Origin of the sequence: Paracoccus alkanivorans, assembly GCF_003697785.1 — a bacterium.
Lineage (GTDB): Bacteria > Pseudomonadota > Alphaproteobacteria > Rhodobacterales > Rhodobacteraceae > Paracoccus > Paracoccus alkanivorans.
Window position 1 is genome coordinate 159,575 of sequence record NZ_QOKZ01000003.1, and the last position, 13,305, is coordinate 172,879.

Sequence of the window (13,305 nt, forward strand, 5' to 3'; positions counted from 1 at the left end):
TGCCACGAATCAACGCGGCAGGTGGCAAAACCTTGCAAAACATAGGTTTATCTAGCACAGAGCCAGGATTTGAGCGCCGCTCGGGTCGAGAAATACCGCCCGCCGGGTTTGCTGATCGGCGCATCCGTTTTCTGATACCATCGCCGCACCGTGTCAACACTCACCCCGGCCACCTGGGCGATCTCGGGAAGCCCCCAGAGGTTCCGGTCAGGCTCCAGCACCTCGTCCACGCGCCAGCGATCCAAAGGCGGATTGTCGTTCGTCTGCTCGTTGTTGCGAACCATTTTCAAAAACTCCAATTCGGTCATATCTCGCGCGTGCCTCCCCGCGCCGGTCCCCAGAGGATCGCTAAAGTTGACGACCACCCCCGGGTGCCTCGAACCTGCCGCCGGGCAATCGGCATGCCTGCCTGTAGATCGCTACGGCTTCCTCGGTGAGTGCCCGCTGCAATTCCCGATCCGCGATATGCGTGCTGATCTGCCAACCCTTCCGGTTCACGCCGCGGGGCCCGTTCGCCTTGAACAGTCCGTCCTGGCTCTCCAGCAAGATGCATCCGTGCATCGATAGCCCTGCGACATTGGCCGAGAACATCGCGACCAGTCGATTGCCGTGCTTGCTCCACTGGCCACCGTTAATGCGGGTGAGCTTGGTGATGGTGATGTCGGTCACTGGCTCACCTCCACCAGAGATACAGCACCTATATGTGAGGGGGGGAATGTATTATGATTATGGGCAGATTTGGGCATTTCATCTGCGAGACGATAATGGCCTGCGCTGACGCCGCGCCGGGGCGGTATCACCTCAACGATATAACCACGATCCATCAATACATCTCGGGCATGCTCGATCTGGCGGCGGGGCCAAGGCGGGGTTCCAGCCTCACTCATAGCCCTTGGGGCAATGGCGAAGAATGGACGGGTTCGGTGCCAACGCTGGAACATTTGCAGCAGAACCAAGGCTCTCGGTGCGTCCAACAGATCATCCATAATCTTGTCTCCTTTCGTGAGTTGCGGTTTCTTCAAGCCGAGGTAATTGCGGCCCGTGGTCTCATATCCCCACGCGGATCGGGCGCAGGCTTCGGCCTCTTGCGGTGGTAGCGGTTCGGGGAATGCTGATGTCCAGGTCAGCGCTACGTCGATCAGAGCCTCCACATCGTCACAGTGACGCGCTTGGCTCATACAGTAGCGCCAGAGGCTATCGTTCCGCTCACCGCGCTGGACGGCCTCCGGGGCGCGGGTAAAGCCCTCTGACAGCGCGCCGTCCTTGATGGTCGGAAGAATGCAGACGTCCTCGATCCCGCCTGTTCGGAAGGCGTAAGAGGCGCCCAGGTCTTCACGGAAGGACGGCGGGGCGATGGTGAAGCCACCGCCCAGCACATCGATCGGCAGGCCATTGAAAGGGCGAACATGCCGCCCCTCGCCATTATGTCGATACCAGAGCTTTGCCTTGCCGGATGCCGTGCGGATCACGACCGGGGTCTGCCCGAAGCGTTCCAGTGCCGCAGTCACCCAGGCATCACCTACCGCATCCACGTCAATCTCGGTGATGCCCGAGGGCTTGCCCATGACGATGCCCAGCCCGTCATTCGCAGCAAGGCGTGCAGAACTTGCCCAGCCACGTGATTGCCTCGGTGTCGCGTTCTGCCAGTTCTTGACCGCGGGTTTCTTGTTGCGGACATCCACCGGGAAAACCGGCAGCCCCGCGGCCGCATAAATGGGGGCATGTTGTGCATAGATGCCCATCACAGCGCCCCCTCGATGAGGCCGCACATGCCGGCGTCAGAGAGTTCCTGACGAAGCTGATTGGCGTGGCCTGGAGACAGGCAGATGATGACCTGCTCAAGCTCTCCGGGGCGGTGCACGGTGATGGTGGTTTCGCCGAAGCGGGTCTCGATACGAAAGTAGCCTTGAGGCTTCAAGCTCAGGCTGTCGGCCAGCGACAACCTTGCTATAGCGCCGCCCCAGATGTATAATCCGTCCGACTTCCGACGAATGTCTTCTAACTCGGTAGCGCCCCCCAGCGCTGCCGGGTTTTCTTTTTTCCCGGGAGGATTATTGGCGAATTTGCCGGCGCTACACTTTCGCTGTTTGTTTATGGTTTGTTCGTGTAGCGAATTTTCTTTATCCGACTGTTTTTCCTGACTTTCGGGTAAATTCAAAACCCGCCGGAGCAATCCATGCCGGTTCGAGTCCGGCCTCGGGTACCACCGCAAATCTTCATCTTCTCGTCCGACAATCCGGACAGCCATGCGATCCCACCCCTGAATTCCGCATGCCTGACGTCGTTCTCACGTGCCGACGGCAACCTCCCGGTCCTCTCGAAAACCCGGTATCCTCATGTCGCAGCGGACTTCACACGCCTGTCACATGCCGAGGATATAGAGCAGGTATTCTTTCACTTGTGCTTCTTTTCAGGCAGTTCTAATCCCGGTGCGCCTTCGGTCATGCAGGGAACATAGGTTTTCAGTCAGCCCGCCCATTGTGGCGGGCTTTTTCATGGCAACAACCAGCCGCCATCGCAGGCATGGCCCCGGCGGATTTCACTGGATGCGAGCCCAGGTCTGGCTCTTGCACAGCAGGCCACCCGCGACACAGCCTGAAAGGCTCATCCGGTCGCCCGAGACATTCGCCTTGCCCATATAGGTCTTGTTATTGGCAGGGCGCCACACCTTGCCTTCGTAATTGCCGCCCCCCACCGGAGCCATATCGATCACGATCTGACGACCGAGATTGGGCGATTGATATTCGGTCTTGTCCTTGAATGTGCGGCTGATCACACCGCAGAAGGCACTGCCGCAAGGCGCAATCGTCACATGGGCAAAGGCGCCCTCGTCCGGCTGTGTCTGCCAGACTCCTTCGATCGGGTCCGCCACGGCTGCGGTCGCGCCTAGCAGAAATGCGGCAGCGGCAAACAGTTTTCTCATTATCGTTCCTCCCCGGATAAGTTTTGCCAATTTGTGCCCCAAAATATCGGCAAGGCAAGGATGACGTCAGGTGAAACCCTTTCCCTTTCGTTAACGAGATGGCAAAGGAGACGCGAAGCGACGACTGAGAGACACAGAATGATCCTGTATCCCGCCATCGATCTGAAAGACGGCAACTGCGTGCGCCTGTTGCGCGGCGACATGGACGCAGCGACTGTATTCGGTTCGGACCCGGCCGCACAGGCACGCGCCTTTCGGGATGCCGGTGCCGAATGGCTGCATCTGGTCGATCTGAACGGTGCATTCGAAGGCAAGCCGGTGAACGCGGCAGCGGTGGAGGCGATTCTCGCCGCGATCGATATTCCTGCGCAGCTTGGCGGCGGCATCCGCGACATGGCCACTATCGAAATCTGGCTGGAACGCGGGCTGACGCGGGTGATACTCGGCACGGTCGCCGTCGAGAACCCCGAACTGGTGCGCGAAGCAGCGGACGCCTTTCCCGGCCGGATCGCCGTCGGCATCGATGCTCGCGCCGGCCGCGTGGCGACACGGGGATGGGCGACCGAAACCAACCTCAAGGCAGCCGATCTGGCCCGCCGGTTTGAGGATGCGGGCGTGGCCGCGATCATCTATACCGATATCGATCGCGACGGAGCGATGCAGGGGCCGAATATCCCGGCGACCGAGGCGTTGGCACGGGCCGTCAGCATCCCGGTCATCGCCTCGGGCGGAGTATCGAAACTGGCCGACCTGACCGCGCTGGCCGCCACCCGCGTCATCGCCGGTGCGATTTCCGGACGCGCGCTCTATGATGGGGCACTGGACCTTGGCGAGGCGCTGGCGGCGCTGCGCTGATCTTTCGAGGATGCAAGATGCTCAAGACCCGGATCATCCCCTGCCTCGACGTCGCCGATGGCCGCGTGGTCAAGGGCGTGAATTTCGTCGATCTGGTCGATGCCGGCGATCCGGTCGAGGCGGCGCGCGCCTATGATTCAGCCGGAGCCGATGAGATCTGCTTTCTCGATATTCACGCCACGCATGAAAATCGCGGCACGATGTTCGATCTGGTCACCCGCACCGCCGAGCAGTGCTTCGTGCCTCTGACGGTCGGCGGCGGCGTGCGCAGCCATCGCGATGTGCGCGACCTGCTACTGGCCGGCGCCGACAAGGTCAGCTTCAATTCCGCCGCAGTCGCCGATCCCGACGTGGTAGCCGAGGCTGCCGACCGTTTCGGCAGCCAATGCATCGTGACCGCCATCGACGCCAAGACCGTGGCCCCCGGCAAATGGGAGATCTTCACCCATGGCGGACGCAAGCCGACGGGGATCGACGCAGTCGAATTCGCCCGCCTGGTCGAAGCCAAGGGCGCGGGAGAAATCCTGTTGACCAGCATGGACCGCGACGGCACGCGTTCGGGCTTCAACCTGCCTCTGACCCGTGCCATCGCCGACGCGGTGAATATACCGGTCATCGCCTCGGGCGGCGTCGGCACGCTGGATCATCTGGTCGAAGGCGTTACGCAGGGCCATGCAAGCGCCGTCCTTGCCGCCTCGATTTTCCATTTCGGCACCTATACGATTGCAGAGGCCAAGGCCCATATGGCCGCCGCCGGTATCCCGATGAGGCTGACATGACGCCATCAGACCGCGCTCGACCGCTCGACCGCCTGTCCGCCACGATTGAATCCCGCAAATCCGCCGACCCGGAAAGCAGTTGGACCGCCAGGCTTCTGGCCAAGGGCCCCGAGAAATGCGCCGAGAAATTCGGTGAGGAGGCAATAGAAGCGATCATCGAAGCCACACGAGGCGACCGCGAGCGGCTGACATCAGAGGCCGCGGATGTGGTGTATCACCTGCTGGTCATGCTGGCCGCACGGGATCTGACGCTGGCGGATATAGAGACAGAGCTCGAACGACGTGAGGGGATGTCGGGCCTGGCAGAAAAGGCTGAGCGCAAGGAATAAGCAGGTCCATAATGCACACTTGCGCAAGGCTGAAATACGCTCGAATGACGCGAAACCCTTCCCCTCGGGCAGGCATGGAGGCTATAAGCGGCGCGATCACCGCCTTCCGCTGGAAGCGCGGCATGAAATCATGGCAGAGGACGGCATGAGCAACGATTCGAAAGACGGCAAGCATCACGATGGCGACGTGGCCTTTATCCAGTCGCTGGCCGAGCTGCTGAATGCAAGCGATCTGGCCGAATTGTCGGTCAAGCGTGATTATGGCGAACACGACCGGCTGACCGTCAGCCTGTCCAAATATGGCAAGCAAGTTGCAATGCAGGCAATGCCTGCCCCGGCACCGGCTGCACCTGCGCTCTCTGCGGCTCCGGCTGCCACGGCGCCGGCCACAGCGACCCCGGCAAGCGACGACCCGGCTGATCTTCCCGGCGCGGTCACCTCACCCATGGTCGGCACCGCCTATCTTGCGGCCGAACCCGGCGCGGCACCATTCGTCCAGATAGGCCAGCAGGTCGAAGAAGGCGACACGCTGCTGATCGTCGAGGCAATGAAAACCATGAACCACATCCCCGCCCCGCGCGCCGGCACCGTCAAGCGGATACTGGTCGATGATGGCAGCCCGGTCGAGTTCGGCGCCCCCCTGATGGTCGTCGAGTGAGGCGCCGATGTTCGACAAGATCCTGATTGCCAATCGCGGTGAGATCGCCCTTCGCGTGATCCGCGCCTGCCGCGAGATGGGCATCGCCTCTGTCGCGATCCACTCCACGGCGGACGAGGACGCGATGCATGTGCGCATGGCCGACGAATCGGTCTGCATCGGCCCGGCACCGTCGTCGGCCAGTTACCTCTCGATGCCCGCGATCATCTCTGCCTGCGAGATCACCGGTGCGCAGGCAATTCATCCGGGATACGGATTTCTGTCGGAAAACGCCGGTTTCGTGCAGATGCTGGAGGATCATGGAATCACCTTCATCGGTCCGCGCGCCGAGCATATCCGCATCATGGGCGACAAGATCACCGCCAAGGACACGATGAAGGCGCTTGGCGTTCCATGCGTGCCGGGCAGCGATGGCGGCGTCGATGACGTGGCCGACGCCCAAAAGGTCGCCGCCGAGATCGGCTATCCAGTCATCATCAAGGCAACCGCCGGCGGCGGTGGGCGCGGGATGAAGGTGGCGCAGGATGAAAAGGGGCTGGAAGTCGCCTTCCGCACCGCGCGGGCCGAGGCCAAGGCCGCTTTCGGCAATCCTGATGTCTATATCGAAAAATACTTGCAGAGACCGCGCCATATCGAGATCCAGGTTTTCGGCGACGGCAAGGGCCGCGCCGTACATCTGGGCGAGCGCGACTGCTCGCTGCAGCGCCGCCACCAGAAGGTGCTGGAGGAGGCCCCGGGCCCCGTCATAACCGATGCACAACGCGCCCATATCGGTCAGGTCTGTGCCGAAGCCGTCGCCAAGATCAGCTATGCGGGCGCGGGCACGATCGAGTTTCTGTTCGAGGATGGTGAGTTCTATTTCATCGAGATGAACACCCGCCTGCAGGTCGAACATCCTGTGACCGAAGCGATCTTCGGCGTCGATCTGGTCCGCCAGCAGATCCTCGTGGCAGCAGGCGAGGAAATGGAGTTCCAGCAAGACGATCTGTCGATTCGCGGCCATGCCATCGAGGTTCGGATCAATGCCGAGAAGGTGCCCGGCTTCACCCCCTGCCCCGGCAGGATCAGCCAATATCACGCTCCGGGCGGGCTTGGCATCAGGATCGATTCGGCGCTTTACGACGGCTATTCCATTCCTCCCTATTACGACAGCCTGATCGGCAAGTTGATCGTGCATGGCCGGGACCGGCGTGAAGCCCTGGCGCGTCTGGATCGCGCGTTGGGAGAATTGATCGTGGATGGCGTCGACACCACCGTGCCGCTGTTCCGCGACCTGCTGCAAGAGCCCGACATCCAGTCCGGCAATTACTCGATCCATTGGCTCGAGCGCTGGCTGGACAGGAAATACGGCTGAACCAGCCGTGCTGACACCTGCGCAACTGCTCTCCGGCTATGCGCAGGGTGTCTTTCCCATGGCGGAAAGCGCCCGTGACCCGCGGCTGTTCTGGTTCGATCCACCCATGCGCGGCGTGCTGCCGGTGGGTGGTGTCCATGCCTCTCGCTCACTGCTGCGTGACCTGCGTCGCAAGCACTGGTCGGCGCATCTGAACAGTGATTTCGATGGGATCGTCGCAGCCTGCGCGGACCGCAACGAGACATGGATCAATGCGCCGCTCGCCCGGCTTTATCACGAACTGCACCGGACCGGGCATGCCCATGCCATCGAGATCCGTCACGATGGCTGCTTTGCCGGTGGCATTTTCGGCATTACGCTTGGGACGGCATTCTTCGGCGAGTCGATGGTATCGGCGCGAACCAACGGTTCGAAAATGGCATTGCTTTGGACATCCAGGCACTTGGCGCGCTGCGGTTTTACCCTGTTCGACACGCAATTCCTGACACCGCATCTGGAACGGATGGGCGGGATCGAGATTCCCCGCCACCTCTATCGCCGCCAACTCGCCATCGCGTTGCAAGACAAGGCGGATTTCACAGCCCATCCGTTACCGGATGCCGGTCAGATCTGGCAGGAGATCACCCAGACATCGTAACGCGCGTCATCCAGCGCCGACAGCGCAGGAGAGGAGGCGATCATCCAGCCGCTGAACCGCGTCACATTTTCCGACAGATCGGTAATGGTAAGCTGCGCGAACGCGTCCGAACTCGGATCATCGGCCGGATAGCGGCATTCGCCCAAGCGTATTTCCAGCCTCCCTAGACGCACAGCGTCCCCGACCTGCAAGCGCAGATCGGTGGTGCGTCCGGACACCTTGTCCAAGCCGCGCAGCAAGGCGCCACCGGCCCGGACCACCCTTTCCTGGGAGGCAATGTCCTCCGCGCTTTTTTCCTGCGCGATCGCTCCTGCCCCGGAAAGGGTCGACAACAGCAGCGCCGTGCAAACCGCTACGCCTCTCCTCTGCCACCACAGATTCATCTATTCCGGCTGCCACGCATCGTAATCGCGCCGTTCGACCGGATCCGCACGGTAAAGCGACCCCTCCGGGTGATAGGCATTCCCAGTCCCGGTCATATTCGCCACATGCGGTTTTTCCCAGGGCTTGTGCGGCAAAGGCGCCTTGGTCGGAGGCTCGGCCCAGGTGTGATGCAGCCACCCATGCCATTCCGGGCTGACCCGGCTGGCCTCGGACTCGCCCTTGAAGATCACCCAACGGCGAGAACCATCCTTGTTCTGGTAAAAGACATTGCCCTCGGCATCCTCGCCCACCTTGGTGCCGTTGCGCCAAGTCCAGACCTGGGTATTGATCGTCTGGCTGTTCCACCAGGTCAGGGCACGAAGCAGAAACGACATTGTCGCGGACCTCATCTTTCAGGTTCACCCGAGATATGCCGCAACTCGCCGGCAAGGTCCAGTCTCCGCACCCATAAACCGCATTAACCTTAACGCTGCCTCTCCGGCATCACGAGCCGATCCTCTGGCGGTAAAGTGAACTCCGGGGGGCAGGCCGCCGCCCCCCTTTCCTTACCTTCCTTCACCGGGCGGTTTCGCGAATGACCTCGCCTTTTGGATCCAGTTCCAGCGTAACCGGTTCTCCCTGCGGATTGGTCGCCTCCAGCAGGATTCGCGGGCCTTGCATATGGAGAAAGCCGAACTGGCTGTAACCAGTATCCGACAACTGTTTGTTCACCTCGGCCGAATCGAATTCAGGTGCAGGCATCGGCGGCCGGCCGGGGCGTTCTCCTTCATGGCGCGGCCCCATGCGATGCATGCGTTTTTCCCCGGGACCATCTCCACGATCCGACCCCCAGTGCCGCCCCTCGCGATGCATCCGCTTGACCCGCGGCCCTTCGTCATCATCGTCGCGGCCAAAGCGCAACAGGCGGCCATCCTGGTCGAACAGGGCGAACATGTCTTCCCCCTCGGCGTCCTCTCCCTTCACACCCAGCATGTCATGACGCGTGCCGACCTCCTCGATCTTGGCAAATTGCGCCATCACCTCGTTGTCGCGCACCGATTGGGGCAAAAGCGAATCGATCAGCGCCTGCGGCAGCGGACCGTCATCGGCCTCGATCGCGATCAGCTTGCCCGAATCATCCAGTCGTGCCTCGATTTCTGTGCCGTCGCTGGTCGTGCCTTCGACCTCGCGGAAGCCGCCGCGTTTGATCTCGTTTTTCAGGTTTTGCAGCTCCAGCGCTTCCAGTTCCGGCGGCAGATTGGCTTGCGAAGCAGAAGCGATTACACCGGTCTGACGGTTGTTCTGGGCTTCGGTCTGGGCCAGCGCAGCACCGCCGACACTCGCGATCACGGCAGCAATGGCTGCGGCGCTGACAAATTTTTCTCTGCTCATGCGTCATCCTTTCATTCTTCCCGGTCGGCGGCAAATCCGCCACCGGACGAATCGCTTCTAGACGCGCGGCGCCGAATGAAACGCCAATGCTTCATTTGGTTTTCGTTTGGACAAAAACCTCCATAATGCAACCATGCACCGTTTTGCCTTGATCCTTGTCCCGCTTTTGCTTCTGCCGCCGCTGGCTTACGGGCAGGATGCCGTCCCCCGGTCCCACGCGATGATCGAGGCATTCCGCCCTCAACCGCTGCATCGGATCGCCGAAGCGGTCACGGATCGCTACGAGGGCCGGATCATCGCGGCGGAAGTTCGCCCGCCACTTCCCCGGGAACGGCTGGCGGGAGTGCAGTTGATCTATGAAATCCGGCTGATCACGCCGCAGCGCAACCTGCTGAATATTCGTCTGGACGCCCGCACGGGCCGGTTCCTGGAGATCGCGGGGCGCGGTCAGATCGAGGCGCGCAAACGGGTCGGAAACCAGCAATGAGGAAAACATGCGGGCTTTGATTGTCGAAGATGACCCGGTGCTGTCGAGCCAGCTTGCCAACGCCATGCGCGATGCGGGCTTTGTCACCGATCTCGCGACGGATGGCACCGAGGGAGAATTCCTGGGTGCGACGGAAAGCTATGACGTGGCGGTGCTGGATCTGGGCCTGCCGGGAATGCCGGGGATCGAGGTCCTGACCCGTTGGCGCGATCAGGGCATCGGAATGCCGGTGCTGATCCTGACCGCCCGGGGTGACTGGACCGACAAGGTGGCGGGTTTCCGGGCGGGCGCGGATGACTATGCCGTCAAACCCTTTCGCCTCGACGAGGTGGTGCTGCGCGCCCAGACCCTGATCCGCCGCGCCGCGGGCCATGCCCGTCCTGTGATCGAGGCCGGGTCCCTGCGCCTCGACAGCCAGTTGGGGCTGATCACCCGTGACGGGATGGCCCTGAAGCTGACCTCGTTCGAGACACGCATCCTCAGCTACCTGATCCATCACAAGAACCGCATCGTCAGCCGCACCGAGTTGAGCGAGCATCTGTACGAGGCCCATACCGACCGGGATTTCAAATCCATAGAGGTCGTCATCGGACGGCTGCGCAGGAAAATCGGCGAGGGTATGATCGAAACCCGGCGCGGCGAGGGCTATATCCTGCGGGCCACCGCCTGATGCGATCGATCCGGGGGCGGCTCCTGATCCTTGCGGCGGTGTGGCTGAGCGCCGCGTTGCTGGCGGCATTCCTGTTCATCTCTCACCTGCTCGAAAGATTTGTGACCGACCGTTTCGACGCCGAGGTGGCGGCCATCGCGGATGCCCTGACCGCCGCGCTGGAGGTTGATGACGGCCGCATCGGGCTTGCCGATGCCCCCTCCGATCCGCGTTTCCTGTTACCGTTCAGCGGCTGGTACTGGCAGGTTGCGGCCGATGGTCGGGCGGTGGCGCGTTCGGATTCACTGCTGGATGGGCGGTTGGACGGCCCCACGCGCGATTTCGCGGGCGGTTATGGCACCGGCGCGGACGGCGCGGAATTGCGCGTCATGCGGCGCGAACTGACGATCCCGGACAGCGCATCACGCATCGCCGTTACCGTCACCGCCCCGCAGACGCAGATCGACGACAGCCTGCGCCAGATCATCCGTCCGCTGGCCATCGCGCTGGCAGTTCTGGGGCTGGGCCTTGCCGCAGCCAGCCTGCTGCAGGTGACGGTAGGACTGCGCAGCCTCGACCGGCTGCGGGCGGATCTCGCCGCGGTGCGAGAGGGCAAGGCCGATCGCCTCACCCTGCCCGATGTCAGCGAGTTGCGCCCGCTGACCAGCGAAATCAATGCCAGCCTCGACCAGAACGCCAATCTGCTGGCCCGATCGCGCCAGCATCTGGGCAATCTTGCCCATTCACTGAGGACCCCCCTTGCCGCGCTGGCCAATGAATTGCCGGACGGCCATGGCGGGCTGCCGCTGATCACCCGGATGGACAGGCTGATCGGTTGGCATCTGCGCCGCGCCCGCTCGGCCGGTCCGCGGACCATGGGGCAACGTACACCGATCCGCCCGGTCATCGAGGATATTCTTCTGGTGCTGCGCTGGCCGATTCATGACAAGGGCCTGGCGATACAGATCGATTGCCCCGATGATGCAGGTTTCGCGGGCGAGCGCCAGGATCTCGAAGAGATGATCGGCAACCTGGCCGAAAACGCGGTCAAATGGGGGCGCGGTCACATTAGGGTCCGGGTGACCCGGGCAGAGGATCGCCTGAGCATCCGCATCGAGGATGACGGCCCCGGCATGACGGATACCGACGCCCCCCGCGCGCTGATCCGGGGCGCGAGACTGGATGAGCATGGCCCCTCGGGTTCCGGCCTTGGCCTTGCCATCGTCGCCGACCTGGCGGCACTGCATGGTGGGGAGCTGCGGCTGGAACGCGCCTCTCTCGGCGGGTTGGCCGCAATCCTGCATCTGCCTGGCTAAATCCTTGCGGGAAACCGGCCTGGCACCGCCGGAGATACCTATCCCCAGATTTCCTCGAATTCCCGCCATTCGCGCGCGCTCATCCCGGATTGCTCTTGTGTCACCGTCTCGCCCGCCAGCCGCCGTTTCAGCACCGCAACGGCCTGCGCGGACAGGCTGACCGAATCCATCCGGTAATCGCGGAACGCCGCGAAAGCGGCAGGAACCCAGTCAGCCACGATCCCGCAAAGCGCATCGGCATAGGCCCGGATCTCGAACTGCGCATGGGCATCGGCGCGCAGACGCAGGAAATGCAACAGGTTGTGCAAATCGACCTTCCAGTACCACTGGGTATAGATATTGGCAGGCAGGTTCATCCGCGCCAGCTCCCGCGCCAGCCCCTGCTGGCCGTCCTGGCTCAGCATCGCCTCGTAGTGGTCATAGCTGCGCATCGCGTCCTCGCGCAGCAACTCCAGCACCCGCGCCGCCTCTTCGCCCTGCAGCACCTCGTCCCGGCCCTGGTTGTTCTTTTGCGATTGCGCGGCAAGATGCTCGGGCGCGGGAATATAGAATTCCCGGTCGAGGATCGAGTAACGGGCCGAGTATTCGTTCACATTGGCGGTGCGGTGGCGAATCCACTGGCGCGCGACAAAGACGGGCAGCTTGACGTGGAACTTGACCTCGCACATCTCGAACGGGGTCGAGTGCCAGTGCCGCATCAGGTAGCGGATCAGGCCCTCGTCGTTCTGTACCGATTTCGTGCCCCGCCCATAGGAAACCCGAGCCGCCTGGCAGATCGCCGCATCGTCGCCCATGTAATCCACCACCCGGACAAAGCCGTGATCCAGCACCGGATGAGCGGTGTAGAGATGTCGTTCCATCCCCTCGGAAATCACCCGCAAGGTTTGGCGTGGGGATTGGCGCAGATTGTCGATCTCGGCCTGCTGCTCAGGGGTGACTGGCGTATTCATGGTGGTTCATCTCTCGCTCTGACACATTATCTTGTGCCACCAGCCACCGAGTCGTTCAACCGAATTACGCGCCGGCCACTCCATTGCCTGTCGCTGCATCACGTGCCAATCTGTCGCCCGGACGGCACCCAGCAAGGAGATCCGCTATGAATATCCGCTATCTGCACACTATGGTCCGCGTGAAGGATCTGGACAAGACGATGGAGTTTTTCCGCCTTCTGGGACTGGAGGAAACCCGCCGTATAGACAATGACAAGGGTCGCTTCTCGCTGGTGTTCATGGCCCCGCCGGGACAGGAGGACTGCCCGGTCGAACTGACCTATAACTGGGACGGAGACGAGGGGCTGCCATCGGACAGCCGCCATTTCGGCCATCTCGCCTATCGCGTCGGCAATATCTACGAGATGTGCCAGAAGCTGCAGGATGCCGGTGTGACGATCAACAGGCCCCCGCGCGACGGGCACATGGCATTCGTGCGCAGCCCCGACAATATCTCGATCGAGCTGCTGCAGGAAGGCGAGGCGCTGGCGCCCGCCGAACCATGGGCCAGCATGGAAAATACCGGCCATTGGTAAGCCCATGCCCCGCCATCCGGCAACTTCATGGCGGGGCA

Annotated in this window: 19 protein-coding genes; 10 read left to right on the forward strand and 9 right to left on the reverse strand. The window is 62.3% G+C overall.

Annotated features, from left to right (window positions below; genetic code table 11):
* Positions 1-47: 47 nt before the first annotated feature.
* The 5 genes from C9E81_RS08990 to C9E81_RS09010 form a co-directional block, all read right to left on the reverse strand.
* Positions 48-308 (reverse strand): MerR family transcriptional regulator, encoded by a 261-nt coding sequence (locus C9E81_RS08990; RefSeq protein ID WP_243698584.1) that lies wholly within the window; start codon positions 306-308, stop codon positions 48-50.
* A gap of 40 nt (positions 309-348) precedes the next feature.
* Positions 349-669: a hypothetical protein gene (locus C9E81_RS08995; RefSeq protein ID WP_122111995.1), complete on the reverse strand. Its 321-nt coding sequence runs from the start codon at positions 667-669 to the stop codon at positions 349-351.
* A complete protein-coding gene (locus C9E81_RS09000; protein WP_122111996.1) occupies positions 666-1,742 on the reverse strand; it encodes a bifunctional DNA primase/polymerase in 1,077 nt (358 codons plus the stop codon). Before C9E81_RS09000 ends, C9E81_RS08995 begins: the two co-directional genes overlap by 4 nt.
* Positions 1,742-2,248, reverse strand: a complete 507-nt coding sequence (locus C9E81_RS23300) for a hypothetical protein (protein ID WP_243698585.1) — start codon at positions 2,246-2,248, stop codon at positions 1,742-1,744. The genes C9E81_RS09000 and C9E81_RS23300 overlap by 1 nt, the downstream gene beginning before the upstream one ends.
* Before the next feature lie 291 nt (positions 2,249-2,539).
* Entirely contained in the window at positions 2,540-2,923 is a 384-nt protein-coding gene (locus tag C9E81_RS09010; protein ID WP_122111997.1) for a DUF2147 domain-containing protein, read from the reverse strand.
* A gap of 138 nt (positions 2,924-3,061) precedes the next feature.
* Between C9E81_RS09010 and hisA the strand changes: the two genes are divergently transcribed.
* The 6 genes from hisA (at position 3,062) to aat (ending at position 7,535) form a co-directional block, all read left to right on the forward strand.
* The gene (hisA, locus tag C9E81_RS09015) at positions 3,062-3,778 is read left to right on the forward strand and encodes a 1-(5-phosphoribosyl)-5-[(5-phosphoribosylamino)methylideneamino]imidazole-4-carboxamide isomerase (RefSeq protein WP_122111998.1); all 717 of its coding nucleotides are present in this window, start codon (positions 3,062-3,064) and stop codon (positions 3,776-3,778) included.
* A gap of 17 nt (positions 3,779-3,795) precedes the next feature.
* Positions 3,796-4,557, forward strand: a complete 762-nt coding sequence (gene hisF / locus C9E81_RS09020) for an imidazole glycerol phosphate synthase subunit HisF (protein ID WP_122111999.1) — start codon at positions 3,796-3,798, stop codon at positions 4,555-4,557.
* Complete coding sequence (locus tag C9E81_RS09025) at positions 4,554-4,886, forward strand: phosphoribosyl-ATP diphosphatase (RefSeq protein ID WP_122112000.1); 333 nt, start codon at positions 4,554-4,556, stop codon at positions 4,884-4,886. The genes hisF and C9E81_RS09025 overlap by 4 nt, the downstream gene beginning before the upstream one ends.
* A 145-nt stretch (positions 4,887-5,031) precedes the next feature.
* Entirely contained in the window at positions 5,032-5,544 is a 513-nt protein-coding gene (gene accB, locus C9E81_RS09030; RefSeq protein ID WP_122112401.1) for an acetyl-CoA carboxylase biotin carboxyl carrier protein, read from the forward strand.
* Between the two features lie 7 nt (positions 5,545-5,551).
* A complete protein-coding gene (gene accC / locus C9E81_RS09035; protein ID WP_122112001.1) occupies positions 5,552-6,898 on the forward strand; it encodes an acetyl-CoA carboxylase biotin carboxylase subunit in 1,347 nt (448 codons plus the stop codon).
* Between the two features lie 7 nt (positions 6,899-6,905).
* Positions 6,906-7,535, forward strand: coding sequence for a leucyl/phenylalanyl-tRNA--protein transferase (gene aat / locus C9E81_RS09040; RefSeq protein WP_279432710.1), 630 nt, complete (start codon positions 6,906-6,908; stop codon positions 7,533-7,535).
* Here the strand turns inward: aat and C9E81_RS09045 are convergent.
* The 3 genes from C9E81_RS09045 to C9E81_RS09055 form a co-directional block, all read right to left on the reverse strand.
* Positions 7,502-7,918 (reverse strand): DUF2155 domain-containing protein, encoded by a 417-nt coding sequence (locus C9E81_RS09045; protein ID WP_122112003.1) that lies wholly within the window; start codon positions 7,916-7,918, stop codon positions 7,502-7,504. The two genes, aat and C9E81_RS09045, sit on opposite strands and share 34 nt — an antisense overlap.
* The gene (locus tag C9E81_RS09050; RefSeq protein ID WP_122112004.1) at positions 7,919-8,293 is read right to left on the reverse strand and encodes an NADH:ubiquinone oxidoreductase subunit NDUFA12; all 375 of its coding nucleotides are present in this window, start codon (positions 8,291-8,293) and stop codon (positions 7,919-7,921) included. It abuts the gene before it with no gap.
* Positions 8,294-8,474: 181 nt separating this feature from the next.
* Positions 8,475-9,290, reverse strand: coding sequence for a hypothetical protein (locus C9E81_RS09055; RefSeq protein WP_122112005.1), 816 nt, complete (start codon positions 9,288-9,290; stop codon positions 8,475-8,477).
* Between the two features lie 133 nt (positions 9,291-9,423).
* Here C9E81_RS09055 and C9E81_RS09060 point away from each other — a divergent pair, with 133 nt between their 5' ends.
* Genes C9E81_RS09060 through C9E81_RS09070 form a run of 3 tightly spaced genes read left to right on the forward strand, consistent with a single transcriptional unit; the run spans position 9,424 to position 11,742 of the window.
* Positions 9,424-9,777: a PepSY domain-containing protein gene (locus C9E81_RS09060; protein WP_147457580.1), complete on the forward strand. Its 354-nt coding sequence runs from the start codon at positions 9,424-9,426 to the stop codon at positions 9,775-9,777.
* A gap of 7 nt (positions 9,778-9,784) precedes the next feature.
* Positions 9,785-10,447 carry a response regulator transcription factor gene (locus C9E81_RS09065; RefSeq protein WP_122112007.1) on the forward strand — a complete coding sequence of 221 codons (663 nt, stop codon included), beginning with the start codon at positions 9,785-9,787 and terminating at the stop codon, positions 10,445-10,447.
* The gene (locus C9E81_RS09070; RefSeq protein WP_122112008.1) at positions 10,447-11,742 is read left to right on the forward strand and encodes a sensor histidine kinase; all 1,296 of its coding nucleotides are present in this window, start codon (positions 10,447-10,449) and stop codon (positions 11,740-11,742) included. The genes C9E81_RS09065 and C9E81_RS09070 overlap by 1 nt, the downstream gene beginning before the upstream one ends.
* A gap of 38 nt (positions 11,743-11,780) precedes the next feature.
* Here C9E81_RS09070 and thyX read toward each other — a convergent pair whose 3' ends face one another.
* Positions 11,781-12,692, reverse strand: coding sequence for an FAD-dependent thymidylate synthase (gene thyX, locus C9E81_RS09075; protein ID WP_122112009.1), 912 nt, complete (start codon positions 12,690-12,692; stop codon positions 11,781-11,783).
* 146 nt (positions 12,693-12,838) lie between these two features.
* Here thyX and C9E81_RS09080 point away from each other — a divergent pair, with 146 nt between their 5' ends.
* Positions 12,839-13,267, forward strand: a complete 429-nt coding sequence (locus C9E81_RS09080; protein WP_122112010.1) for a VOC family protein — start codon at positions 12,839-12,841, stop codon at positions 13,265-13,267.
* Positions 13,268-13,305 lie beyond the last annotated feature (38 nt).